This window comes from Micromonospora sp. bgisy143 (assembly GCF_057708145.1).
In genome coordinates this window covers 277,991-302,684 of the sequence record NZ_JBYIRN010000003.1, presented here as the reverse complement: position 1 = coordinate 302,684, position 24,694 = coordinate 277,991, and the positions used below count along the sequence as shown (strand labels likewise).

22 protein-coding genes are annotated in these 24,694 nt (G+C 70.0%); 20 read left to right on the top strand and 2 right to left on the bottom strand.

Annotated elements, in window-relative coordinates:
* Nucleotides 1-32 precede the first annotated feature (32 nt).
* The 10 genes from AC3EN4_RS06950 (at nt 33) to AC3EN4_RS06905 (ending at nt 11,535) form a co-directional block, all read left to right on the top strand.
* A complete protein-coding gene (locus AC3EN4_RS06950) occupies nt 33-743 on the top strand; it encodes an MOSC domain-containing protein (protein WP_435205088.1) in 711 nt (236 codons plus the stop codon).
* 109 nt (nt 744-852) lie between these two features.
* Nucleotides 853-1,890 (top strand): hypothetical protein, encoded by a 1,038-nt coding sequence (locus AC3EN4_RS06945; protein ID WP_435205087.1) that lies wholly within the window; start codon nt 853-855, stop codon nt 1,888-1,890.
* A gap of 288 nt (nt 1,891-2,178) precedes the next feature.
* Nucleotides 2,179-2,880, top strand: a complete 702-nt coding sequence (locus tag AC3EN4_RS06940; RefSeq protein ID WP_422735649.1) for a 2OG-Fe dioxygenase family protein — start codon at nt 2,179-2,181, stop codon at nt 2,878-2,880.
* Nucleotides 2,881-2,903: 23 nt separating this feature from the next.
* A complete protein-coding gene (locus AC3EN4_RS06935) occupies nt 2,904-4,982 on the top strand; it encodes a molybdopterin-containing oxidoreductase family protein (RefSeq protein WP_435205086.1) in 2,079 nt (692 codons plus the stop codon).
* Nucleotides 4,983-5,136: 154 nt separating this feature from the next.
* Complete coding sequence (locus AC3EN4_RS06930) at nt 5,137-6,060, top strand: iron-containing redox enzyme family protein (RefSeq protein WP_435205085.1); 924 nt, start codon at nt 5,137-5,139, stop codon at nt 6,058-6,060.
* A complete protein-coding gene (dapF, locus tag AC3EN4_RS06925) occupies nt 6,057-6,959 on the top strand; it encodes a diaminopimelate epimerase (RefSeq protein ID WP_435205084.1) in 903 nt (300 codons plus the stop codon). Before AC3EN4_RS06930 ends, dapF begins: the two co-directional genes overlap by 4 nt.
* A gap of 105 nt (nt 6,960-7,064) precedes the next feature.
* The gene (locus AC3EN4_RS06920; RefSeq protein ID WP_435205083.1) at nt 7,065-7,847 is read left to right on the top strand and encodes an enoyl-CoA hydratase/isomerase family protein; all 783 of its coding nucleotides are present in this window, start codon (nt 7,065-7,067) and stop codon (nt 7,845-7,847) included.
* Complete coding sequence (locus tag AC3EN4_RS06915; protein WP_435205082.1) at nt 7,844-9,262, top strand: asparagine synthase-related protein; 1,419 nt, start codon at nt 7,844-7,846, stop codon at nt 9,260-9,262. Before AC3EN4_RS06920 ends, AC3EN4_RS06915 begins: the two co-directional genes overlap by 4 nt.
* 14 nt (nt 9,263-9,276) lie before the next feature.
* Nucleotides 9,277-10,086 carry a TauD/TfdA dioxygenase family protein gene (locus tag AC3EN4_RS06910; protein WP_435205081.1) on the top strand — a complete coding sequence of 270 codons (810 nt, stop codon included), beginning with the start codon at nt 9,277-9,279 and terminating at the stop codon, nt 10,084-10,086.
* A 9-nt stretch (nt 10,087-10,095) separates the two neighbouring features.
* The gene (locus AC3EN4_RS06905; protein ID WP_435205080.1) at nt 10,096-11,535 is read left to right on the top strand and encodes a class I adenylate-forming enzyme family protein; all 1,440 of its coding nucleotides are present in this window, start codon (nt 10,096-10,098) and stop codon (nt 11,533-11,535) included.
* Nucleotides 11,536-11,659: 124 nt separating this feature from the next.
* Here AC3EN4_RS06905 and argJ read toward each other — a convergent pair whose 3' ends face one another.
* Nucleotides 11,660-12,907 (bottom strand): bifunctional glutamate N-acetyltransferase/amino-acid acetyltransferase ArgJ, encoded by a 1,248-nt coding sequence (gene argJ, locus AC3EN4_RS06900; RefSeq protein WP_435205079.1) that lies wholly within the window; start codon nt 12,905-12,907, stop codon nt 11,660-11,662.
* Between the two features lie 203 nt (nt 12,908-13,110).
* Between argJ and AC3EN4_RS06895 the strand changes: the two genes are divergently transcribed.
* A complete protein-coding gene (locus AC3EN4_RS06895; RefSeq protein WP_435205078.1) occupies nt 13,111-14,379 on the top strand; it encodes an MFS transporter in 1,269 nt (422 codons plus the stop codon).
* Nucleotides 14,380-14,491: 112 nt separating this feature from the next.
* On the opposite strand, the gene AC3EN4_RS06890 is transcribed toward AC3EN4_RS06895, so the two are convergent.
* Nucleotides 14,492-15,025, bottom strand: a complete 534-nt coding sequence (locus AC3EN4_RS06890) for a flavin reductase family protein (protein ID WP_435205077.1) — start codon at nt 15,023-15,025, stop codon at nt 14,492-14,494.
* Between the two features lie 652 nt (nt 15,026-15,677).
* On the opposite strand from AC3EN4_RS06890, the gene AC3EN4_RS06885 reads away from it, so the two are divergent.
* The 9 genes from AC3EN4_RS06885 (at nt 15,678) to AC3EN4_RS06845 (ending at nt 24,615) form a co-directional block, all read left to right on the top strand.
* Nucleotides 15,678-16,190: a flavin reductase family protein gene (locus tag AC3EN4_RS06885; protein ID WP_435205075.1), complete on the top strand. Its 513-nt coding sequence runs from the start codon at nt 15,678-15,680 to the stop codon at nt 16,188-16,190.
* 1 nt (nt 16,191) lies between these two features.
* Nucleotides 16,192-17,256: an ABC transporter substrate-binding protein gene (locus tag AC3EN4_RS06880; protein WP_435205074.1), complete on the top strand. Its 1,065-nt coding sequence runs from the start codon at nt 16,192-16,194 to the stop codon at nt 17,254-17,256.
* A complete protein-coding gene (locus tag AC3EN4_RS06875; protein WP_435205073.1) occupies nt 17,253-18,089 on the top strand; it encodes an ABC transporter permease in 837 nt (278 codons plus the stop codon). Before AC3EN4_RS06880 ends, AC3EN4_RS06875 begins: the two co-directional genes overlap by 4 nt.
* Nucleotides 18,065-18,802, top strand: a complete 738-nt coding sequence (locus AC3EN4_RS06870; protein ID WP_435205072.1) for an ABC transporter ATP-binding protein — start codon at nt 18,065-18,067, stop codon at nt 18,800-18,802. Before AC3EN4_RS06875 ends, AC3EN4_RS06870 begins: the two co-directional genes overlap by 25 nt.
* Before the next feature lie 2 nt (nt 18,803-18,804).
* A complete protein-coding gene (locus AC3EN4_RS06865) occupies nt 18,805-20,136 on the top strand; it encodes an LLM class flavin-dependent oxidoreductase (protein ID WP_435205071.1) in 1,332 nt (443 codons plus the stop codon).
* A gap of 20 nt (nt 20,137-20,156) precedes the next feature.
* Complete coding sequence (locus tag AC3EN4_RS06860; RefSeq protein ID WP_435205070.1) at nt 20,157-21,221, top strand: aldo/keto reductase; 1,065 nt, start codon at nt 20,157-20,159, stop codon at nt 21,219-21,221.
* Between the two features lie 50 nt (nt 21,222-21,271).
* The gene (locus AC3EN4_RS06855) at nt 21,272-22,510 is read left to right on the top strand and encodes a vanadium-dependent haloperoxidase (RefSeq protein ID WP_435205068.1); all 1,239 of its coding nucleotides are present in this window, start codon (nt 21,272-21,274) and stop codon (nt 22,508-22,510) included.
* 61 nt (nt 22,511-22,571) lie between these two features.
* Nucleotides 22,572-23,633: an LLM class flavin-dependent oxidoreductase gene (locus tag AC3EN4_RS06850; protein ID WP_435205067.1), complete on the top strand. Its 1,062-nt coding sequence runs from the start codon at nt 22,572-22,574 to the stop codon at nt 23,631-23,633.
* Nucleotides 23,634-23,835: 202 nt separating this feature from the next.
* Nucleotides 23,836-24,615: an FkbM family methyltransferase gene (locus tag AC3EN4_RS06845; RefSeq protein ID WP_435205066.1), complete on the top strand. Its 780-nt coding sequence runs from the start codon at nt 23,836-23,838 to the stop codon at nt 24,613-24,615.
* The last annotated feature ends 79 nt before the right edge of the window (nt 24,616-24,694 follow it).

Sequence of the window (24,694 nt, the reverse complement as noted above, 5' to 3'; positions counted from 1 at the left end):
AACCGTCCGGGCCTCGCGCGAAGGAGTCTCTCGTGTCCGCTGTCGAGGCGACAGTCGAAGCACTCTACCGGTACCCGTTCAAGTCCATGCAGGGCGAGACGGTCGATGACGTACGGCTCGACAGCCGAGGAGTCTCCGGCGACCGCGAGTGGGCCGCCACCTTCCCGGATGGGCGGGTGGGCAGCTGCAAGACCTGGAAGCACGTCCGTCGCCTCAACGGCCTGCTCGACTACGCGGCGCGCACACGCCACGGTCGCGTCGAGGTGCACACGCCGACCGGCGCCGTGCTGGCTGCCGGCGACCCCGACCTCGACGCGGCGCTCACGGCGCTGGCCGGCGAGCCGGTGCGGGCCGCCCGGGAATCGGGCACACCGCACTTCGACATCGGCGCGGTCCACCTGATCTCACGCTCCTCCCTCACCGCGCTCGCGGCCGAGGTGCCGGGAGAAACCGTGGTCCCGGTGGCCCGCTTCCGGCCCAATATCGTCATCGCCGGGCAGTGGGGGCCGGAATTCGACGACAACTGGATCGGCCGTGAGGTGTTCATCGGGGAGACCACGAGACTCGAGATCACCGAGCAGACCGAGCGGTGCGTGACGGTCACGCTGCCGCAGCCGGGCGTGCCCCGCGACAAGGAGGTCCTCCGGGTACTGGCCGAAAAGAGAAACACCAACTTCGGGGTGTACGCGAGGGTCATCACTGCGGGTCCGGTGCGGTCCGGCGACCGTGTCCGCGTGCGGTGAGGCGGTCTCCGGCCAGAACGCGGCCGCCCGGCGGCTCTGATCCTGCCGCGCGCGACCGCAGAGGCGTGGACGTGCCCGGCTACCTGCCACCTGATCGAGGGGATTGCCTATGACCGTTAACGCTGTGTGGAGCAGTAACGACTGGGACCCGCTGGAGGAGGTCGTCCTGGGCACCGCCGTCGGCTTCACTCCCCCGCCGGTGGACCCCTCCCTCCGCCACTTCTTCGAACAGCCGGCCGAGGCGGAGGGCGAGAAGATCCCCAGCGCGCTGCTGGATCGGGTCATCGACGAAGCGGAAGAGGACTTTCGCGATCTCACCGCGGTGCTCGAGTCGCACGGTGTCACCGTGCGACGCCCCGACCCCCTGGTGCCGGGCCAGCATTACGCGTCGCCGAACTGGGCGTCCGTCGCGATGCACGCGCTCATGCCGCGAGACTGCCTGTCGGTCATCGGTGACACGCTGATCGAGGTTCCGATGCCGATGCGGTCCCGGTACTTCGAGGTCTTCCCGTACCGCGGCCTGCTGAGCGAGTACTTCGATTCCGGAGCCCGCTGGCTGTCGGCGCCGAAGCCGGCGCTGCCTGACTCCACGTACATCTACGAGACGAATGCCTCCGTCGTTGCCGACGATGAACCCTTGTTCGACGCCGCGAACCTCCTGCGGTGCGGGTACGACATTTTCTTCAACGTCAGCAGCACCGGTAACCGGCGAGGTGCGCGTTGGCTCCAGCGGGTTCTGGGGCCGGATTTCACGGTCCACGAGATGTCCATCTGCGCCGATCACGTGGACACGACACTGCACATACTTCGGCCGGGCCTGCTGTTGGCCAATGCCGCCAAAATGACACCCCAAATGATTCCGAGCCCACTACGGAGCTGGAAGACGCTGTGGGTCAACGATATCGAGGATGACGGTTTCGCCTTCGACTGGCCACGAGCTTCTCGCTGGGTCGGCATGAACCTCCTCGCGCTCGGCCCGGATCGCGTGCTCGTCCCGTCCAACCAGGTTTCCCTCATGCGTCAGTTGGAGCAGGCCGGCGTGGAGCCGGTGCCCGTGCGGTTCCGGCACGGCCGTTCCCTCGGGGGCGGACTGCATTGCTGTTCTCTCGACATCCGGCGCCGGGGAGAGTTGACCAGGCACTTCTGATCGAGTCGGTGATGGTCCTCGATGCTGACGGCATCGAGGGTTTCCGGATGCCCATTTTCCATAGCAGATTTCGGTAAGCAACCTCTCGTACGGACGGCCTTGACGCCCACTAGGCGCACTGGATACTATTCACTTACTTCGATATAAATGCCCAGGTCACAGGGCAATTGAAGAGTCGGCGACAAATCGGGGTGACAACGATGACCCCCGAGTCTTCTCGTCGCCATCACGATTCGGCCAATCGGCACCTCTCCCGCAGACGACTGCCCAGCAGAACGGAAATCTCGAATGTCACGACTCGTCGACGGCTATGCCATCATCGATCTGCCTCCGATCTCGCCGGAGGTGTTGGACAGCTACGACAATGTCCCGCTCGACGTCTACATGGGAAACAAGACGCGCTACAAGCGCTTCTCGCAGTACAAGCTCGACTACGTCTCCGACGCCTGGACCTTCGAGCTTCTCCCGCACCGCCCCTACGGCCAGTCCCGCGAGTACAACACGGTCGCGGGCGGCATCATGCGCGAGTACGAGCCCCTGGAGGCCGACTTCCTCCCCTACCTGCACGCGGTCGCCGCCGAGCTGCCACTGGACCGTTCCGAGAGCTGGCAGGTGAACGTTCACCAGAACCGCAGCCGCGCCACGGAAGCGAAACCCGGGCTGGTCACCCCGGAGGGCGTCCACAAGGACGGGCACGAGTACGTCGCGATCCTGGTCTTCAACAGGCACAACGTGACCGGGGGTGAGATGCGGCTGTGGAAGGGCCTCGACTCCTCCGAGCCGTTCTGGCGTGGCACCGTCCAGCCTGGTCACGCCGCGCTGCTCGATGATCGCGCCGTCGCGCACGACGTCACGGACCTGCACCCGGACACCTCCGGCCAGGAGGGCCACCGCGACATCGTCATCGCCGCGTTCTCGCGCTGGTCCGAGCGTTGGTACGGCGAGGAGCACGACCAGGCGGTGCTCAACAGCAAACCCTTGGCGCAATGAGGACGGCGGGTAGACGTGGCACTGTGGTCGACCGTGAGGTCGCGGGTGGCTGCCCGTTGGACTGCCCGGACGCCTGTAGCTGGATAGTGGGCGTCCGGGACGGTGCCGCCGTCACGTTGCGCGGTCGCCCCGAGCACCCCTTCACCCACGGCACTCTCTGCGTGAAGGTCAACCAGTACCTCGACCACGCGGCATCGCCCAACCGGCTCCGTCATGCGCTGCGACGCACCGGCTCGAAGGGCACCGGCAGGTTCACGAGGATCAGCCTGGACGAGGCGTTCGACGAGATCGCCGAACGGTTCGACCAGGTTCGTCGCCAGTACGGCGGCGAGTCGATCTGGCCGTACCAGGGAACGGGCAACCTGGGTTACCTCCAAGGGCTCCAGGGCCAGGCCGGCGCACGGTTGTGGAACGTGCTCGGCGCCTCCGAGCACGACATGACGATCTGCTCGGTGGCGGGGCTGGTCGGCGCGGACCTCGCCACCGGCACCCACCGCGGCATCGATCCGGAGTCGTTGGCCCACTCGCGGTTGATCGTGCTGTGGGGCGTCAACACCCTCACCACAAGCCATCACCAGTGGCGGTTCATCAACAAGGCACGCGAGCAGGGCGCGCATGTCGTCGCGATCGACCCGGTCGCCACACGGACCGCCCAGCAGGCCGACGAACACCTGGCACCGCGACCCGGCACCGACGCCGCCCTCGCGCTGGGCCTGCTCAACGTGGTGGTCGCCGCCGGCGGGGCGGACAACGCCTACCTGGCCGACCACACCGTGGGGTGGCCCGAGTTCCGCGCCCGCATCGAGCAGTTCACTCCGGAACGGACCGCGGAGTTGACAGGCGTATCCCGCGCGCAGATCGAGCAGCTGGGGAAACGCATCGCCACCACGAGACCCACCGGCATCCGGGCCGGCAGCGGGATGCAGCGCCACGCGGGCGGCGGCGCGGCCGTTCGCGTGCTCGCCTGCCTGCCCGGCGTCACCGGCGACTGGGGCAGGTTGGGCGGTGGCCTCACCTACTCGACGGACGGATACTTCGGCGGTAACCGGGAGGCACTTCTTCGCAGCGACCTGCGTGCGGCGCCGGTGCGGCGGCTCTCCATGACCCTGCTCGGCCAGAACCTCCTCGACCTGACGCCGCCGGTCAGGGCGCTGTTCGTGTACGGGGCCAACCCGGTGGTCAGCAACCCGGATCAGCAACGCGTTCGCCAGGGGCTCGCCCGTGAAGACCTGTTCACGGTGGTCGTCGACCATTTCCAGACCGACACCGCCGACTACGCCGACATCGTGCTGCCCGCGACCATGCAGACCGAGCACCTCGATGTTCTCGACGGCTACGGCCACATGTACGTCGCGTGGAACGAGCCGGCGACGGCCCCTCCGGGCGACTGCCTGTCCACGACGGAGATCTTCCGCCGGATCGCCCGGCACATGGGGTTGTCCGAGCCGAGTCTCTACGATTCGGACCACGAACTGGCGGCCCAGTTGCTGGCGTCGGACCATCCGTCGCTGGCCGGAATCGATGTCGAGTCCCTACGCCGAGACGGCTGGGCGAGACTGAGTTATCCGGCCGATTTCGTGCCGTTCGCCGACGGCTTCCCGACGCCGTCGGGCAAGTTGGAATTCCGGTCCGAGCGAGCCGTGGAAGCCGGGTTCGAGGCGGTGGCGGGATACACCCCGCCACGCGAGTCGACCGACCCGGAACTGGCCGCGCGGTACCCGCTCTCGCTGATCGCCGGCGCCTCGCACTTCTTCCTCAACTCGGTCTTCGCCAACAAGCCGGAACTACGGCGTCGGGCTGGTCCGCCACGGGTCGAGCTGCACCCGGACGACATGGCCGCTCGTGGGCTGACCGACGGCACACCCGTCGTGGTCTTCAACGACCGCGGTTCTTTCGTCTCCACCGCGTACGCCTCCGAACACGTCCGCGGCGGAGTCGTGGCGACCACGAAGGGCCATTGGATGAAGCTCACCGGCGGCTCGACCGTCAACGCGACGGTGAACGAGCGGGACGCCGACATGGGCGGCGGTGCCGTGTTCCACGACAACCGCGTCGAGGTCGAGGAATGGCAACCTCCGCAGCGCGCGACCGATATCAGATGACACATCATTTCCATGGGGGTACACCGTGCAACAAACAGCTTCTGTGCAACGTACGGCGTCTGTCGTCGACGACATCTCCAATTGGCTGTCGATATCAGCGGATGAGCTTGACCGCGCGGTGCAGGGTGCGCTGCGAGAACAGGTTCTCGATCGGGTGCGAGAGCTGAACCTCCGGGCCGCCGCGGGTGACCCGGATGCATTTCTGCAGCAGCAGCAGATCCTCGCCCGGATCTATGACCTCGGGTTGCGGATCGCTCCGGGCGAACCGAGCGCCGAGGGATCGGTCGTCATTCACGAGATCGCCCGCCTGGTGGAGTCCGCCACCGGCGCCGCGGAGGACGCCCGCATCGAAGCCGGCCTGCTGGACGACATGCCGAGCGAACCGGCCGCCTACGTCTCCTGGTTGAAGGCGCTGGCCAAGCAGCACCGGGTGTACAAGCACCCCTACTACACCGACTTCATCAGCAACTTCGCGGACGCGGAGGACCTGCGTCTGTACATGATCCAGGAGTCGGTCATCGACGCGAGGTTCGACGACCTGCTCGCCCTCATGCAGGTCGGCACCGACGGTCCCGCGAAGATGGAGATCGCGGCGAACTACTGGGACGAGATGGGCAACGGCCGGCCGGACGAGGTGCACACCACGCTCTTCCGACGGATCTTCGAGGTCTTCGACGTGCGGGAGGACGAGGTCGCCGACCGGCTCACGGGCACGGCGCTGCTGTCCGGGAACCTCGCGGTGATGTTGTCGCGCTACCGGTACCGGTACGCCGAGGCGGTCGGCTACCTCGGGATGACCGAGTGGCTGGTGCCGGACCGGTTCGTGTGCGTCGTGCGCGCGTGGGAGCGACTGGGGTTGCCAGAGGTCGGCATCACCTACCACCGACTGCACATCACGGTCGACTCCCAGCACGCAGCCGGGTGGTTCCACAACGTGGTGAAGCCGGCGGCGACCTCCGAGGCCATGCGGATCGGCATCGCGCGCGGAACACTGTGGCGACTCAACTCGTCCGCGCGCTACCTGGACGAACGGCTGGCCGAGACCCGCCCACGGTGGGCTGACGGCAGCCGCAGGTGACCTCGCCACGAGGGGCCGGCCTACCGCGCTTCGCGAAGTACCAGGCGATGGGCAACGACTACCTGGTCGTGGACCCGCAGGACGGGCTACCCGCCGCGCCGGCGACAGCCGTCGCGATGTGCGACCGGCACTTCGGGATCGGCGCGGACGGGATCGTCTTCCGGGGCTCGCCCACGGGCGCGGATCAGCCCGTACCGGTCCGGTTGTTCAACCCGGACGGGAGCCCGTGCGAGCGGAGCGCGAACGGGCTGCGCATTCTCGGCCTGCACCTGTCCCGGGACGACGGTGCGGAGTTCGTGCTGGACACGGGGTTCGGCCAGACCAGGATCCAGGTACTGGACCGGTCCACGGGACTGGTGTCGATCGACCTCGGTCGGCCGGACTTCGACGCGGACGCCGTCGGCCTGGTCGGGGGTTCCGGTCCGGTCGTCGACCACGCGTTGCCCGTCGCCGGCCGGACCCTTCGGGTCACCTGCGTCCACAACGGAAACCCCCACGCGGTCGTCGTCCTACCGGCTGTCGACGGGTCGGCCGCGCGGGAGCTGGGGCCGCTGATCGGCCGGCACTCCGCGTTCCGCACCCGCGTCAACGTGGAGTTCGCGGTGGTGCGCGATCGGAGTTCGCTCGAGGTCATGGTGTGGGAACGCGGTGCCGGGCCGGTGCTCGCGTCCGGGAGCGGGGCGTGCGCGGCGGCAGCTGCGGTGCGGCGTCTCGGTCTGGTGGGCGACGAGGTTCACGTCCGGATGCGCGGCGGTGCCGTCACCGTGTCCATCGACGCCGGCGGCGCTATCCGGTTGACCGGACCGGTCGAGGAGGTCGCCACCGGACAGGTCTCCGCCGGCCTCGTCGCTCGAGCGGGTCGACCGACCCATTCGGCGCCGACGTCGGTCTCCTCCTGAACAAGTCACCACATGTGTTGATGAATGAGTAGTCATCGTGCTCAACCCGGGAGATGTGCGTTTCTGCGACATCTTCCGCCCCGAAGATGATGGAGGACCAGCTCGATGAACAACGCTGTCCAGACACAACCCCGCGACACCTTCACGGTGGCAACGAAGAACGGCGTCGCGCAGGTCTCGTTCGACGGCTCGCACCACTCGAACGCGATGAGCAACGGCCGGATGCGTGCGCTCACCGAGATCCTTCGCGAGGTCGAGGCCGACGACGCGGTGGCCGCCGTGGTGCTGCACGGCGGCGAGGGCAACTCCTTCGCCGTGGGCGGCGATTTTCACGAGGTCAGCCACTTCTCGGGCGGTGACGAGGTGGACGAGTGGATCGACAACATCACCGAGCTCTACGTCGCCAGCCTCGAAGTCACCAAGCCCACCGTGGCCGCCGTCGAGGGTTATGCCATCGGGATCGGCCTGCAACTCCTGCTCACCTGTGACTACCGGGTCGGTGCGGACTCGTCGATCCTGCGCATGCCCGAGTTCAAGGTCGGTATCGCCTGCAATTTCGGCGCGTTCATGCTGGAACGCTCGGTCGGGCGCTCGGTGATGCAGCACATGCTCCTGTCGTGTGACGAATGGTCCGCCGAGTCCTCCCTGCGGGACGGACTGCTGCACGAAACGGTGCCCGCGGCCGAGGTGCTGCCGACCGCACTGGCCCGCGCGGCGGCTTTCGCCGAATACAACCCGGCGGCCGTGCGCAACACCAAGCCGCAGATGAACCGCGAGTACATCCAAGGGCTGCACGTCCTGCGGGACAACGCCAAGAGATCACACCGGGCAGGATTCGCCTCGGGGCGGCCGCAGCGGGAGATGCGCCGGATCGTGGGCAAGGCATGAGCGGCGGCTGGGTGGTCGTCGCCAACCGGCGCCTGACCGGACTTGAGTCGATGGGCGCGTGCGTCGAGGTCGGAGATCTGTTCGTCTACCACCGTGGCCTCGCGGCAGGGCTGCCCACGACCGTGCCGTTCGATATCGACGTCCGTACGCTGACGGCGACGCCCGCGCTCGGCGAGCTGCCCACGCAACCGGCGCAGCGGACCGTCCTGCAGGTGGCCGAGGACGCCGTGACCGCGTTCACCTCGGTGTTCAACGAGGACGCCATCTACGTCGCCGAGGACCCCGCGACCGACGGCTTCGCCCTCTTCACCGACCTGCTGCTCGCCGCGGCGATCCTGCCCGCGTGGGGCCTCGCCGCCCGGGTGCGCCCGGGTCCCGTGGGCACCGATCCGGAGGCCACGCTTGTCGACGGGATCCGACGGTTGGACCACTCGGTCCGGCAGCGCCGTGCCCGGACCGCTTCGGGCTGGCTGACCAGCACCGCCACCCGGGCCGAGGACTTCCTCGAGCAGTTCCGCAGGCCGTTCCGGGACGATCCGCTCGCTGCCGGGCAGGCGCAACTTGCCGAGCTGGAGACGGTGATCGCCGACATCGCCGCCGCACGCCCCAACGCCGCGTACGCATCTCTGCTCTCCGGCGGGATCGACTCGGGCACCGTGACCTACCTGGCCGCGGCGCGGAACCTCGACGTGCGGCCGTACAGTGTCGGCACGCCCTGGGGAGACGAGTTCTCCGACGCCGCGGAGCTGTGCGAGGTCGCCGGCCTCAAGTTGCATCCGCTGCTGCTCGACGAGGACAGCATCATCCGTGCCGTCCCCGCCGCCGTCCGCTGGCTCGGCGTGACCACGCCGGAGGTGGTCGAGGTGGCGCTCACGGCCACGGCGTTCTACCAGTCCGGCGTCGTCGAACCGGGTCGCGTGCTGCTCACCGGGTACGGCAGCGACCTCATCAATGCCGGGCTCTTCACCCCGTTCGAGCACCCGGACGAGCTGATCGAGCAGGGCATCGCGGCGGTCGCGCGCACCCGCACCAGCGGTGAGCTGGCCAACCGGATGGCGCTGGCGTACGGCGTCGAGACGTTCCACCCGTTCTGGACGCTCCCGGTGATGCGTACCGCGCTGGAGACCACCCCCGCCTGCAAGGTCCGCGACGGCCGGGAGAAGTTCCATCTGCGGACCGCGATGGCCGCCCACGTCACCCCCGCCATCGCGTGGCGCCGCAAGATCGCCGTACACCACGGCGGGAATCTGCAGGACGGGGTACGGCGGCGGCTCAGCGCCGACTCCGGGCAGAACGACCCCTCCCGCGTCTACCAAGCATGCTTCGCCGACCTTCTGGCGCTGGCCGGCCAAGGACACCTCGACGACTGGAACGCCGACGAGGTCTACGCACGCGCGCTCGCCACGATCCGATGAACGAGGAGATGATGATGGCTGAGAACACACTGACCGATTCGGGTTTCGGCACGGTGTTGACGTCGCCGCCCGGGGAGGCCCTCGAAGAGCTGGCCCGGCGGACCCGCGATGCGGCGCTGACCAGCGGGGTCGCGCTGACCCGCGATCTGGACCTCACCGAGAACGCCTTCCAGCGGCTCGTCCACCTCCTCGGTCAAACCGTGGATCACAAGTTCGGCGAGGGCCAGGCCGATCTGTTACTGCTCAACGCCTCGAGGGACGAGGGGAAGGTCGTCACCGGCCGCGGCCCCCTCCCGCTGCACACCGACGGACTGTTGGTGGGCGAGCAGGTCGACCTGATCGTCCTGTACGCCAAGGACTTCGCCGACGAGCCCGGTTCCGGCGAGACCACGGTGTGCGACCAGCTCAGCGCGTGGCGCGAGATGCCGGCGCACCTCGGCAAGGTTCTTGCCGACGGCCGGCTCGAATACCTCGTCGAGGAACGGGGCTACTTCCCGCAGGTACCCGCCGACTGGTACGAGATCCCGACCACCCGCGACTACGGCCGCGTACGCTCGCTGAACCTTGCACTCGGATTCCCGCCGGATGTGCCCCAGGGCTGGCAGGTGCGCGTCGCCGGCGTCAGTGCCGACGACTCCGCCGCATTCTTCGCGGAGCTGTCGGCGCACCTGCATTCGCCGCGCTACCTCTACCAGCACCGTTGGCAGACCGGTGACCTGCTGGTGATCGACAACCAGCGGACGCTGCACGGCCGCACCGCGATCGGGTCCGACGGGGTGCGGCTGCTCTATCGCGGCCAGGTCACTCTGCCGACGGCCGCCTGAGGAGGCACCGTGCTACTGAACGAGTTCCGTGCCGTGGTGGCCCGCAGAGCCGACGCCCCGGCGGTGCTGGTTCCCGACGGCGAACGCCTGAGCTACGGCGAGCTGGCGTTGCGGGTCGACCGCGCCCTCGGCTGGCTGCGGACCAGGGGCATCGGCGAGGGCCAGACGGTGGCGACCTGGCTGGACAACGGAATTGACTACGTGGCACTGGTGCTCGCCCTGGCCGGCAGCGGCGCTGTCCACGTGCCGATCAGCCGATCCGCGACGCCGGAGCACATCGCATGGCTGGTCGAGCAGACGAAACCGACACTCGTCGTCGGCGCGGAGCCGCTGCCGGACGTCGTCGTCGAGCAGGTGACGACCGCCGAGCTGGCGACCGGCTCCGAGCTGGTCGGCGCGCGGCCGTTCGCGGCGTACGAGGGCGCGTTCCGGCTGCTGGAGACGTCCGGCTCCACGGGGAAGCCCCGGCTCGTGACCTGGCGCCAGGATGACCTGCTCCACGACCGGCGACAGTGGATCTCCTACACCGCGACGACCGAGGCGGACGTGCTGTTCAACCGCCACACCCTGGACGTCGCACACGGCTGCGACGTCCATCTGTTCCCGGCGCTGCTCTCGGGCGCCCTCCTGGTGCTGGCCGATCCGTCCGCCGCGCCCGACCAACTGCTGCGGTGGCTGGAAGAGACCGGCGCCACCGTGTGCAGCGCGCTGCCGAGGCACTACGAGTTGCTGACGCAGGCGGCACGTGACCGGTCCGTCGACCTGTCCGCGCTGCGGATGCCGCTCTGCGGCGGGGCGTACCTGAGCGGCCAGGTCGTCGCCGACGCGGCCGAGGTCCTCGGCATCCACATCCGACGCATCTACGGCTCGACCGAGTTCGGCATCGTGCTGGGGAACATGGACGATGTCGTACAGGACACCCGCGGCATGAGCCCGGTCACCGGAGTCGAGATCAGGCTCGCTCCCCTCGACGAGGCGTGGCCTTCGATCGGTGAGGTGCTGGCCCGCTCGACGCACACGAGCGTCGGCTACTTCGGTGACCTGGCGGCGACCTCCGCCACGTTCCGCGACGGCTGGTACCACACCGGGGATGTCGCCGAGTTCGACGGTGAGTACCGGATCCTCGGCCGCGTCGCCGACCTGCTCGGCGGCTCGGCCGGTCCGGTGTTCGGTCCGGGCGTCGAGGCCGCGTTGATGGCCGCGTGCCCGATCACTGAGGTCGCCGTACTGGCACCGCTGCCCGGGGAGACCGACGGTGCGTTCGTGGTGGCGACCCCCGCGCCCGGGGTCGAGGACGAACGCGTGCGCGCGGCGATCCGTACCGTCCTCGAGGACCTGGGTGTGGGTGCGGAGATCGTGCTCGCCGCCACCATTCCCCATACCGCCGTCGGGAAGGTGGACAAGCCCGCCCTGCGCAGGGGGCGGACGTCGAACGTGCGCCAGCACTGACCGACGACGGGCCGCGCCCGGTTCGCCTGGGTCAACGCCGACCTGGGCACCGGGCAGCGACTCCCGCTGATACGCCTGCGGCCGATCCCGGTCGCGCACGGTGCGCCCAGGATGCGCGGCCTGATCAGGTGGTGTAGTCGGCGTTGATGCGGATGTAGCCGTCGGTGAGGTCGCAGCCGTAGACGGTGAAGGAACCGGTGGCGATCCCGAGGTCGATGTCAATCATGACCTCCTTGCCGCGCATGTACTCCGCGGCCCGGTCCAGGATGTCGTCGGCGGAGCCCTCGGGGAACATCAGCAGATCGCCGAAGCGGATCGTCACCCGGTCCGGGTCGATGTCGGTCTCGTCCTCCAGCTTGCCGATCGCCATCGCGACCCGGCCCCAGTTCGGATCAGCGCCGTGCACGGCGGTCTTGACCAGCGGCGAGTTCACGACGCTCTTGCCGACCAGCTTCGCCTGCGCGTCGTCGCGCGCACCACTCACCCGGACCTCGATGAGCTTGCTCGCGCCCTCACCGTCGGAGGCGATGTCCCTGACCAGGTGCAGGGCCGCCTGGTGCAGCGTCCGCTCGAACTCTCCGAGGTCGACCGGGCCGGCAATGCCGTTCGCGAACACCGCGGCGGTGTCACTGGTCGAGGTGTCGGTGTCGATGCTGAGCGCGTTGAACGTGCGGTCGACCACCCGGCGGAAGATCGCGTCGAGGTCCTCCCTGTCGACCCGCGCATCGGTGAAGAAGAACGTCAGCAGCGTCGCCATGTTCGGCTCGATCATGCCGACGCCCTTGGCGATGCCGACGATCACGGCGTCTCCACAGCGCAGCCGGACCACCTTGTGGCGGGTGTCCGTCGTCATGATCGCGCGCGCACTGGCGTCGAAGTCGGCGTCGGGGAACGGCCACGACAGCTCGTCGAGCCCTCGTCGGATCTGCGCCATCGGATAGGGCCGCCCGATGACCCCGGTGGAGCCGATCAAGAGCTGGTCGGCGGGGATCCCGGCGACGTCGGCGACCCTGCGCTGAAGCTCGGCGGCGTTCTCGGCCCCGACCTTCCCGGTCGCGACGTTGGCGTTGCGGGAGACCACAACCATGCCCCGGAAACTCCCGGCCGCCGCGGACTGCCGACTGAGCTCGACGCTGGGCCCGGCGAACCGGGAGCGCGTGAACACCGCCGCCGATGTCGCGGGAACCTCGGACACGATGACCGTGAAATCGTCATCGACGTCCTTGAGGCCCAGGTTCCTCGTCACGCCACGAAAACCCTGTGGCACAAGAGCGGCCCGCGGCCCAAGGAGATCTTGCGATTCAGCTGTTGACGACATCCACTCACCAGTTTCATCAGTTGGCGGCATTGTCCCACAGCCGCGTCCGACCACCTACGGACCGGAAGGAGTACTGCTACGGCGGGTCGTGCCTCCATCGCTCGCGGCACACATGGAATTCGCTCGACGTGACCCGGAGGTGAGGCGGTTCCCGGGACGCACGGAGGGTACTGGCATCGTGTCGGTATCCACCTGCCCCACCGTCGCGCTCGCCGCTCGTCCGGCGGAGTCCATCCGGTGAGGGAGGAGATGACCAGGTGCGTACGAGGGCAGTTCCGGTATTCGTCGTCTTCCTGCTCAACGGGATTGTCGCCGGCTCGTGGGCGCCGCGTATGCCGAGCCTCGCCGAACAGATCGGGGCCAGCCCCGGGGTGCTCGGTCTCGTCCTGCTCGGCGCGAGCGTCGGACTGGCGGCGGCGGCCTCCGTCGCGGGTCGGTTGTGCGCCCGCTTCGGTGCACGGGTCATGATCCTTGTGTCGGCCGTCGCGGCCGCCGGCCTACTGCCCGTCCTCGCGCTCGTGACCTCACCGCTGCAACTCGGCCTCGTGCTGGTTCTGCTCGGCGTGTCGTTCGGCCTGTTCGACGTGTCGATGAACGTCGCCGCCGTCACCGTCATCCGTCGCGCGAACCGGCCCCTCATGCCGGTCTTCCACGCCGGCTTCAGCTTCGGCGCGCTGGGTGGCTCGCTGGCCGCCGCGGTCGCCGCCGGGCACCGCGTGGACCTGCTCTCGTACTTCACGCTGGTAACCCTCGCGTCGCTGGCCGTCGCCGCTGTCGTGATCCGGCACGTGCCCACCGCGGCACCGACTGCCGGTGCCCCTGAGCAGCGCGGCGGGTTCGACCGGAGCATGCTGCGCCGCCCGGTGCTGTGGTTGCTGGGCGGCGTCGCGTTCATCTCCGCCGTCGTCGAGGGGTCCAACGGCGACTGGTCGGCGTTGTTCGCGGTCCGGGAGCGGGGCATGTCCGAGGCGGCCGGCGCCATCATGTACTCCGTCTTCTGCCTTGCGATGGGAGTGGTCCGGCTCGTCGGCGAACGGATCGAACGCCGCTTCGGCGCCATCCGCATCCTGGTGGCCGGCTCGCTGCTCGCCGGGGCCGGCCTGCTGATGGCGGCCATCGTGCCGGTGGCTTCGCTCACCTACGCCGGGTACGTACTGGCGGGCACCGGCGTCGCGTTCGCCTTCCCGGTGGCGATCGAGTTGGCCGGCGCCGTCGGCCGGCGCAGCGACGGCACCGGCGGCGAGCGGGAGATCGGATTCGTCACCACCATCGCCTACTCGGGCTTCCTCATCGGTCCTCCCGTGATCGGAGGGGTCGCGGAGCTGACGAACCTGTCGGTCGCCGTCGGGTTCATCGGAGTCGTCGCGATGCTCATGGCACCCGCCGCACTCGCCGCGGCCGCCGCCCGCCGCCGCGAGGACCGCAGCCGTCACCCGCAGACCGATCCCCCGCCGCCATCGCGTACGCGTCCCCGTGCCCAGCCAGTTGGACGGCCACCCGGCCCACTCCCCCGGACGCCCCGGTGATCAGCACGCGCCGTCGGAGCGGCGACGGTCGCCCGCATGCAACGAGGAGCCGACAGCCGGCCCACGCCGATGACCCTGTCAACGACGACCGGCGACAGACGCCGGCCTCTGGTCAGGCGGCGGCGCGCCGGGCCGGGGTGTCCGGTGCGTCCGCGAGGCCCGCGTAGCGACCCCGGTGGTAGAGCAACGGGGAGCCGACGTCGGCGTGCCGGAGCAGCTCCGGCTCGGCCAGCACGACCGCGTGATCGCCGACGACCACCCGGTCGACGACGCGACACACCAGCCAGGCCAGGGTTCCGTCGAGGATCGGCAGCTTGTTCGGACCGGGCCGCCAGCGGGTCGGAGCGGCGAAGCGGTCGATGCCGCTCGTGGCGAACGTCTGGGCCAACTCGTGCTGGCCGTGCGCGAGCAGGTGCACGGCCACGTGCCGGGCCCGCGCCAGCGTCGGCCACGTGGACGAGCCGAGGTTCAGGCAGAACGAGACGATCGGCGGCGCCAGGGACACCGACGTGAACGATGTCGCGGTGAAGCCCACCGGCGGCGCACCGGCGGCGGTGACCACCGTGACGGTGCTGGCCTGGTGGCGCAGCAACCTGCGCAGCGCGTCGACGTCGGCGTCGGTCGTGTCGTCGGTGGACGGGGGCATGGCGTTCCTCCGAAGGGTGCGGGGCGCGAAGCGCTGGGAGCGGGTGGCGGGGTCGGCCGTCAGCCGCTCGTACGGAATGCGAGGTGCCGGACGCGAGCCGGCGGGCAGAGTTCGCCTGCTCAGGCCGGAAGGGCGGGCCCGTGACAGAGCTGCGCGGCGACCCGCATCAGGTCGACGACCCGGCGGGAGGTGAACAGCCGGACAAGCAGCATGGACCGATTTTCCTACCAACCAAGTAGGTTTTCAAGCCCCTGGAGCCGGGCAGCAGCGCGTGGGACGCGTCGAGCCTGCGGCGGCCAAGAGACACGCGTCGATCGATGACGCCGGGTGGCGGACTCGAGCCGAGCGGGTCCCAACGCCTGAAACCCTACTTGACACATAGGAATTGTTGGTTAGCGTCGTATCCGTGACCAGCCAACACACCCTGCTTCGGGGCACCGCCATCGCGGTGTCGCGGGGATGCTGCCGTGGCTGGACCGCCGCCTGCGGCTGCTGCCGCTGAGCCCGCGATCCTCTCCGTCTCCACTCGCGCCGCCGACTCGACGATGACCGGCAGCCGATTCCTCGTACCCATCGATGGTTGCCCGCCGCCCGACGCCCACGCGTACCCGGGCTGGCGCGCAGCTGTCTTCGTCGACCCAGGAGGACAGCCATGACCGTCATCGCCGAACCCGTGACCCCGATCGACGCGACCATGTTTCGTGCTCTTCTGCGCCGGCACGCCGCCGCGGTCGCGGTGGTCACCGCCGCGGGCGAGCCACCGGTCGGGTTCACGGTCACCTCGCTCACGTCGGTGTCGCTACGGCCGTCGTTGGTGTCGTTCTGCCTGGCCCGATCGTCGTCGAGTTGGCCGACGGTCGCCGACGCGGAGCACGTCGCGGTGCACCTGCTCGGTGCGGGCCAGGAGGACGTCGCGCGGACCTTCGCGACGAGCGGCATCGACCGGTTCGCCGCACATCCGGCGTGGCGGTACGGGCCGCACCGGGTGCCGCTGCTGGACGAACCGGTCGCGTGGCTCCTGTGTCGCGTGACCCAACGGGTGCCCGCGGGCGACCACACCATCGTCATCGCCGAGCCGCTGGTCGCCAGTCACCGCGACGGCGCGCCACTGCTCTATCACATGGGGCGCTACGCCGCCCTGCAACCAGCGACGAAGGAGTTCTGACGTGACCTCACCATCCCTCCTGGACCGCCGGGCGTTCCTGTCCGCGACCCTCGGCGCGGTCACCCTGGGCCTGACCGCCTGCGCCGGTGACGACACACCCGTCGCGGCACTGGGCGCGGGCGCTCCGCTGCCGCAGGCCGTGCCGAAGGGCACCAAGCTCGTCGTCGGGGACAAGGAGCACCAGAAGGCGATCGAGTTCTCCGGCGAGGCGGAGAAGTTCAGCTTCGAGGTGGAGTGGGCGAACATCAGCGGCGGCCCGCAGACTCTGGAGGCGTTCCGCGCAAAGGCGCTGGACATCGGCTCGGTGGCGGACATTCCGCCGATCCACTCGCACTGGACGGGTATCCCCACGAAGATCGTGGCCTCGAAGTTCCGCCAGGACCCGCTGAACCACGCCATCTACCGGCTCGGCATCGCACCGGGCGTCGGGGTCGCCGCCCTCGCCGACCTTCGTGGGAAGAAGATCGCGTACAGCCCGGGCCAGGCGCAGGGAGCGCTGGTCCTGCGGGTACTGCAGAAGGCCGGCCTGACCAAGAGGGACGTCAAGCTGGTCGAGCTGCCGAGCACGGGCGATGTCTACAACACCGCGCTCGCCAGCCGCCAGGTCGAGGTCGCGCCGATCGGCGGCGTGCAGATCAAACGGTACGAGACCAAGTACACCCGGGACGGCGGCACGACGATCGCGCACGGCCTGCGCGACGACCCCGGTCACCTGTACGCGCCCGTCACCGTGCTCGGTGATCCGGCGAAGGCCGCGGCGATCCGCGAGTACGTACAGGCGTGGGCGCGGGCCTGGCGGTGGCGCGAGGCCAATCCGGAGGAGTGGATCGAGCGGTACTACGTCAAGGACCAGGGGCTGACCGCCGACGACGGCAGATGGTTGGTCGCGAACAGCGGCGTGGCCGACATCCCGGCGAGCTGGACCGAGGCCATCGCCCGGCACCAGGAGACCATCGACCTGCTGGCGAAGGAGACCGGCAACAAGCCCCTGAAGGCGGAGGACCTCTACGACCGACGGTACGAGTCGGTAGGCGCGCAGGCACTGGCTGCCGGAGGTGCCCAGTGACCGCCTCGACCCTGGCCCGACCCCGGCCCGACGCCGCCGCTCCCGCCGGCCGGCCGCGACGCCGGCTCACGCCGCGCCGCCCCATCCCCTTCGGGGCGGCGATCGGCCCGACCCTGCTGCTGGCGGTGTGGGCAGCCGGCTCGGCAGCCGGCTGGATCGACCCCCGCACCCTGTCAGCGCCCTGGACCGTGGTGACCACGGCGGGTGACCTCATCGCCGACGGCCGGTTGCAGGACAACCTGGTCGTCTCGGCGCAACGGGCGGGCCTGGGCCTGGCCATCGGCACGGCCGTCGGCACCGTGCTGGCCGTGCTCGCCGGTCTGAGCCGGTGGGGCGAGGCCATCCTCGACGGCCCGATCCAGATCAAGCGGGCCATCCCCGCCCTCGCACTGATTCCGCTGCTGGTCCTCTGGTTCGGCATCGGCGAGCAGATGAAGGTCATCACCATCACGCTTGGCGTGTTCGTGCCCGTCTACATCCATACGCACAACGGGCTGCGCACCATCGACAGCCGGTACGTCGAACTGGGCGAATCGCTTCGGCTGCGGCGTACCGCCTTCATCCGCCGGATCGTGCTGCCCGGCGCGCTGCCCGGCTTCCTGCTCGGCATGCGGTTCGCGGTCGTCGGGGCGTGGCTGTCCCTGGTGGTGGTCGAGCAGATCAACTCCACCAGCGGCATCGGCTACATGATGGAGCTGGCCCGCCAGTACGGCCAGACCGACGTGATCATCGTCGGCCTCGTGCTGTACGGAGTGCTCGGGCTGCTCTCCGACGGCGCCGTCCGGCTCGCGCAGAGGAAGGCGCTGTCGTGGCGACGCACGCTGGCGAACTGACCGCGTCCCGGGCCGTACGCGTGCACGGCCTGGCGCGAGGATTCGGGGACCGGGTGATCCTCGACGGATTCGACCTGGAGATCGCCACCGGCGAGTTCGTCGCGCTGCTGGGGCGCAGCGGCTCGGGCAAGAGCACCCTGCTGCGGGCGCTCGCCGGCCTGGACGGCGACGCCACGGGGTCGGGCCTGGTCGCCGTACCGGAGAACTCCTCGGTCGTCTTCCAGGATGCCCGGCTGCTGCCGTGGCAGCGCGTGCTGGAGAACGTCGTCCTCGGCCTGCGCGGGTCGGACGCCACCGAACGTGGCCGTGCCGCGCTCGCCGAGGTCGGCCTCGCCGGCAGGGAACGGGCCTGGCCCAGCGAGCTGTCCGGCGGCGAGCAGCAACGCGTGGCGCTGGCCCGGGCGCTGGTGTCCGAACCGGACCTGCTGCTCGCCGACGAGCCCTTCGGCGCGCTGGACGCGCTGACCCGACTGCGCATGCACGCCCTGCTGCGCGTACTGCACGCCCGGCACCGACCCACGGTGCTGCTCGTCACCCACGACGTCGACGAGGCCATCACGCTGGCCGACCGCGTACTGCTGCTGGACAGCGGGCGGATCGCCGTCGACCTCGCCATCGACCTGCCCGCCCCACGGTCGTACCGACAGCCGCAGTTCCTCGCGTACCGCGAAACCCTGCTGCGGGCGCTCGGCGTCGACCCGACAGAAGGATGACCATGCTGCATCTCAACGCGTTTCTCATGGGCGTCGGCCACCACGAGGCCGCCTGGCGGCTGCCCGACAGCGACCCGTTCGCACAGACCGACGTCGCACACTTCACGCGGCTGGCCCGCATCGCCGAACGCGGCAAGCTCGACTCGCTCTTCCTCGCCGACAGCCCGGTGCTGTGGAACAGCATCGGTCGACGTCCGGGCGGCACGCTGGAACCGACCGTGCTGCTCACCGCCCTGGCCGGAGCGACGCGCCACATCGGGCTCATCGCCACCGCGTCGACGACGTACAACGAGCCGTTCAACCTCGCCCGCCGCTTCGCGTCGCTGGACCACATCAGCGGCGGACGGGCCGGCTGGAACATCGTCACCACCGCCGGCGAGAAGGCCGCCCGGAACTTCAACCTGGACGACCTGCCGGCGCACCGCGACCGGTACGAGCGGGCGGCCGAGTTCATCGAGGTGTCCCAGAAACTCTGGGACAGCTGGGACGACGCCGCGCCGCTCGGCGACAAGGACGCCGGACGGTGGGGCGACGACGAGCTGCTGTACGCGCCGGAACACTCCGGGCGGTACTTCAAGGTGGCCGGACCGCTCAACGTCCCCCGCTCGCCCCAGGGCTACCCGCTGCTGGTGCAGGCCGGATCGTCCGAGGACGGCAAGGGCCTGGCCGCCCGCTACGCCGAGGCCGTCTTCACCGCTCAGCAGACGCTGGAGGAGGCGCAGGCGTTCTACCGCGACCTCAAGCAGCGTGCCGCGCGGGTCGGCCGCGACCCGGACACCATCAAGATCCTGCCGGGCATCGTGCCGGCGATCGGGTCCACCGAGGCCGAGGCCCGCGCGCTGGAGGAGGAGTTGGACCGGTTGATCAAACCGGAGTACGCCCGGCAGCAGCTCGCCACGACATTGCGGGTCGCCCCGGAGGACCTCGATCTGGACCGGGAACTGCCCGCCGACCTGCCGAGCGAGGACGAGATCGAGGGCGCGAAGAGCCGTTACACGCTGATCGTCACCCTGGCTCGGCGCGAACGCCTGACCGTCCGCCAACTCATCGGCAGGCTCGGCGGTGGGCGCGGGCACCGCACCTTCGCCGGCACACCGGAGCAGGTCGCCGACGCCATCGAGGAGTGGTACCGCAGCGGCGCGGCCGACGGCTTCAACATCATGCCTCCCGTACTGCCGTCCGGGTTGGAGACATTCGTCGACCACGTCGTGCCGATCCTGCAACGCCGCAACCTGTTCCGCACCGAGTACACCGGGACCACCCTGCGCGAGCACTACGGGCTGCCCCGACCGACCAACCAGTTCACGCGGCAGCTCGCCACCGCGTCCCGCTGACCCACCGCGAAGGAGAAGTCATGGTCGACCAGCGACCCTTCGGACGCACCGGCGTCCGCATCAGCTCACTGACACTGGGCGCGATGAACTTCGGACAACGGGGCAACCCGGACCACGAGGACGGCATCCGCATCATCCACCGGGCCCTCGACGAGGGCATCAACGCCATCGACACCGCGGACGTCTACTCCCACGGCGAGTCGGAGGAGATCGTCGGAAAGGCCCTCGCGGGCGGGCGGCGCGACGACGTCTTCCTGGCCACCAAGTTCCACGGCCAGGTCGGCGACAACCCGCAGCATCGCGGCAACTCGCGCCGCTGGATCGTCCGGTCGGTCGAGAACAGCCTGCGCCGGCTGGGCACCGACTGGATCGACCTCTACCAGGCACACCGGCCGGAGCCGGACACCGACTTCGACGAGACCCTGGGCGCGCTCACCGACCTGGTACGCCAGGGCAAGATCCGCTACATCGGCACGTCCACGTTCGAGCCGTCCGCGATCGTGGAAGGGCAGTGGATCGCCGAGCGGCGCGGCAGGGAGCGGGTGGTCAGCGAGCAGCCGCCGTACTCGATTCTGGCCCGCGGCATCGAGCGCGAGGTGCTACCGGTGGCCCAGCGGTACGGCCTGGCAATCATCCCGTGGAGCCCGCTGGCCGGCGGGTGGTTGTCCGGCCGTTACCACTCCGGCCTGAAAGCGCCGATCTCCGGACGCGCCGAGAGGCTTCCGGCCCGCTTCGACCCGACCCTGCCCGCCAACGCCGCCAAGCTGACCGCCGTCGACGAACTGGCCACGCTCGCCGACGAGGCTGGGCTCTCCCTCATTCACCTCGCGATCGCCTTCGTCCTGGAACACCCGGCGGTCACGTCGGCGATCATCGGACCGCGCACCCTGGCGCACCTGGAGTCGCAGATCGGCGCCACCAAGGTGACGCTGTCCCAGGACGTGCTGGACCGCATCGACGCCATCGTCCCACCCGGCACCACGCTCAACCCCGCCGACGCCGGCTACCAGCCACCGTCGCTGACCGATCCGGCCAGCCGCCGACGCGGCGGTACGGCGTCACGCGCCGCCGGACCGGCCCGATGAGCAGCCTTCTCCTTTCGCTCTACCCATACGATCCGAGGAGCCACCGCATCATGACCCTGTCGAGCCGCCGCGGCTGGCGCCGCGGCGTGGCGATGATCGCCGCCGCCGTCCTGGTCGGCGGTCTGCCCGCCGCGCCGGCCGCCGCTGGCACCACGACGACCGACACCGCTCTCCAGTGGTACGACGCCACCGCTGCCGCCGTCGCGACCAGCACGCTGCCGCAGGTCACCAACAGCCGCGCGTGGGCGATCAGCTGGCTCGCCGCCGCCCGCGCCACCGGCACCGCGCCCACCGGAAACCCCCGCCACTACCGGGACGCCGCGCTCGCGTCCGCCGTCCACACCGCGCTGAGCACCCTGCTACCCGACGGTGCCGCCGCGCTCGACACGGCGCTGCGGACCACACTGGGCCGGATCCCGGACGGGCGGGCCAAGGACCGGGGCGTGGCCACCGGCCGCGCCGAGGCACGCAAGCTGCTCGCCCAGCGGACGGGCGACGGGCTCGACCCCACCTCCGTCAACCCGGCGTATCCGAACCCCGGACCGGGTCCGGGTAGCTGGCAACCCACCCCACCGAGCTTCTCCCCCGCGCAGCAGGCCGGAACCCGCTTCGCCCGACCGTTCCTGCTCGACCGCACGGACCGGTACCGGCCCGGCCCGCCGCCCGCCCTGGACTCGGAGCGCTACCGGGCGGACCTCGCCGAGGTCCGGGCGTACGGGGCGGTGGACAGCGCCGTCCGCACACCGCAGCAGACCGACACGGCGACCTTCTGGCTCGGCTCCTCACTGACCCTCTACACCGGGATCCTGCGCGCCGCGCTCGCGCAGTCCACCGGGCCGGTCGCCGGGCGGGCGAGCCTCGTGGCCATCTTCCACGTCGCGCTCGTCGACACCCAGATCGCGACCTCCGACGCCAAGTACGCCTACCTCCGCTGGCGACCGGTCACCGCCATCCGGGCCGACGCAGCAGGCGATCCGGCCTGGACGCCGCTGCACACCACGCCGGCCCATCCGGACTACCCGAGCGGGCACAACACCTACTCCGGCGCCGCCGAGCAGGTGCTCACCGCCCTGGTCGGGTCGCAGGCCCGGGAGCCGTACACCATCACCAGCCCGAGCCAGCCCGGCGCCACCCGGACCTACCCCGACTGGCGGGGACCGACCAGGGAGAACGTCGACGCCCGGGTGTGGTCGGGCATCCACACCCGTACCGCGGACGAGGTCGGCGTCCGGCTCGGCCGCGACGTGGCCGCGCACACGCTGCGCAACGCACCGCGGCTGTTCCGCTGATCAAACCCATCGGGGCGGGGCGGCCCTCGCCGCTCCGCCCCCGAAGCGGGGAGACCCACTGATGACCCTCGAATTCCTCTGGTACATCCCGAACCAGGTCCAGCCCGGCCACCGCGGCGACGACGTGACCGACAACCACAACAGCCTGGAGACCCTCACCGACCACGCCCGGGCTCTCGAGGAGCACGGGTGGGGTGGCGCGCTCATCGGGACCGGCTGGGGCCGGCCCGACACCTTCACCGTGGCCACCGCGCTCGCCGCCCGGACGACCACGTTCCAGCCGCTGATCGCGATCCGACCCGGCTACTGGCGGCCCGCCAACTTCGCCTCCGCCGCCGCGACCCTCGACCACCTCAGCGGGGGCCGGACGCTGATCAACATCGTCTCGGGCAGGGACGACCTGGCCGCGTACGGAGACAGCGAGAGCGATCCGGCCCACCGCTACGCCCGTACCAAGGAATTCCTCCAGATCGTCCGCAAGCTGTGGACCGAGGAGAGCGTCACCTACCAGGGCGAGCACTTCGCCGTCACCGGCGCTGCCCTGGCGCTCCGACCGGTCGTTAGCGGCGAACGCCGACACCCCCGGCTCTACTTCGGGGGCGCCTCCCCCGCCGCCGAAGAGGTGGCCGCCACCGAGGCCGACGTCCAACTCTTCTGGGGCGAGCCCCTCGACGGCGTGGCCGAGCGGATCGAGCGACTCAAGCAGCTCAGCGAGAAGCTGGGACGCCAGCACGCCCCGCTGGAATTCGGGCTGCGGGTCACCACACTGGTGCGCGACACCACCGAACAGGCCTGGGCCGATGCCGAAGCCAAAGTCGCCGACATGGCCAAGGGCCAAGGCGCCCCGCGCAACCGGAACTGGCAGAGCGCCGTCGGTCAGCGCCGACTGCTCGACCTCGCCGCACGCGGAGAGGTCCTCGACGACAACCTCTACACCACCCCCGGCAGGTTCGGTGGCGGCGGAGCGGGCACCACCTGGCTGGTCGGTTCGGCCGAGGACGTGGCGAACTCGCTGCGCAGATACCAGCGGCTGGGCATCACCCACTTCGTGCTCTCCGACACGCCCTACCGTCGCGAAATCACTCGCCAGGGCACTCAACTGCTGCCACTGCTGCGCAGCTGAGGCCGCGGAACGGGGACCATCCGAGGACCGCGAGGGCGTGGTCGCAGCCGGGCGATGTGGTGCCTCGAACGGCGTCGCCCCGGGGGCCGGCCGGATGATGGTGCTGGGGCCGACGTGATCAGCACAGCGACTTACGCACATCGCCCCGGCAATGGACGCGAATCGCCCTCGCGTTGCTCTGAACGCGACTACGGTCGGAGCAGTGGTCGACGTCCCCAGAGTGGTGGATGCACTCAGGGCGGACCCAACCCTGTCCGGGTTGCGCCGCTCCCTCGATGCGTACTACGGCCATCCGGTCCGCGAGGCGGCGATGGACGCGTTCTACGCGCCCCTGGTCCGCCCAGGGGACCTGGTCTTCGACGTCGGCGCGCACGTCGGCGACCGGCTCGGCAGCTTCCGGCGGCTGGGCGCCCGCGTGGTGGCCGTCGAGCCGCAACCACTCTGCACCCGGGCTCTGCGCGCCCTCTACGCGGACGACGACCGGGTGACCGTGGTGGAGGCGGCGTGCGGGGCGCGTGTCGGACCGGTGCGGCTGCACGTCAACTCGGCGAACCCGACGATCTCCACGGCGTCGGCGGATTTCCTTCAGGCCGCCGAGGGGGCCGGCGGCTGGCAGAACGAGAGCTGGGACGTCGAGATCGAGGTGGCCGGAACCACCCTCGACGCCCTGGTCGCGTCGTACGGCGTGCCCGGCTTCGTGAAGATCGACGTGGAGGGATTCGAGGACGCCGTGCTGGCCGGGTTGAGCCACCCCCTACCGGCGCTGTCCTTCGAGTTCACCACCATCGAACGGGACCTGGCCGCGCGCTGCCTGGACCGGCTCACCCGCCTGGGTTTCACCAGGTTCACCGTGGCACTCGGCGACGAGATGGCGTTCGCACTCGACGGCTGGCGTTCGGCGGACGAGGTGGCGGCGTACCTGCGGGCGCTGCCCCACGAGGCCAACTCGGGCGACGTCTACGCCCGCGCCCGGCCCGCCTGACCCTGCCGGCAGGTGGTCTGACCTGGATCGAGGCGGCGGTGGCCTCAGACCGACGCAACCAGCACCGCACGCCGGACAA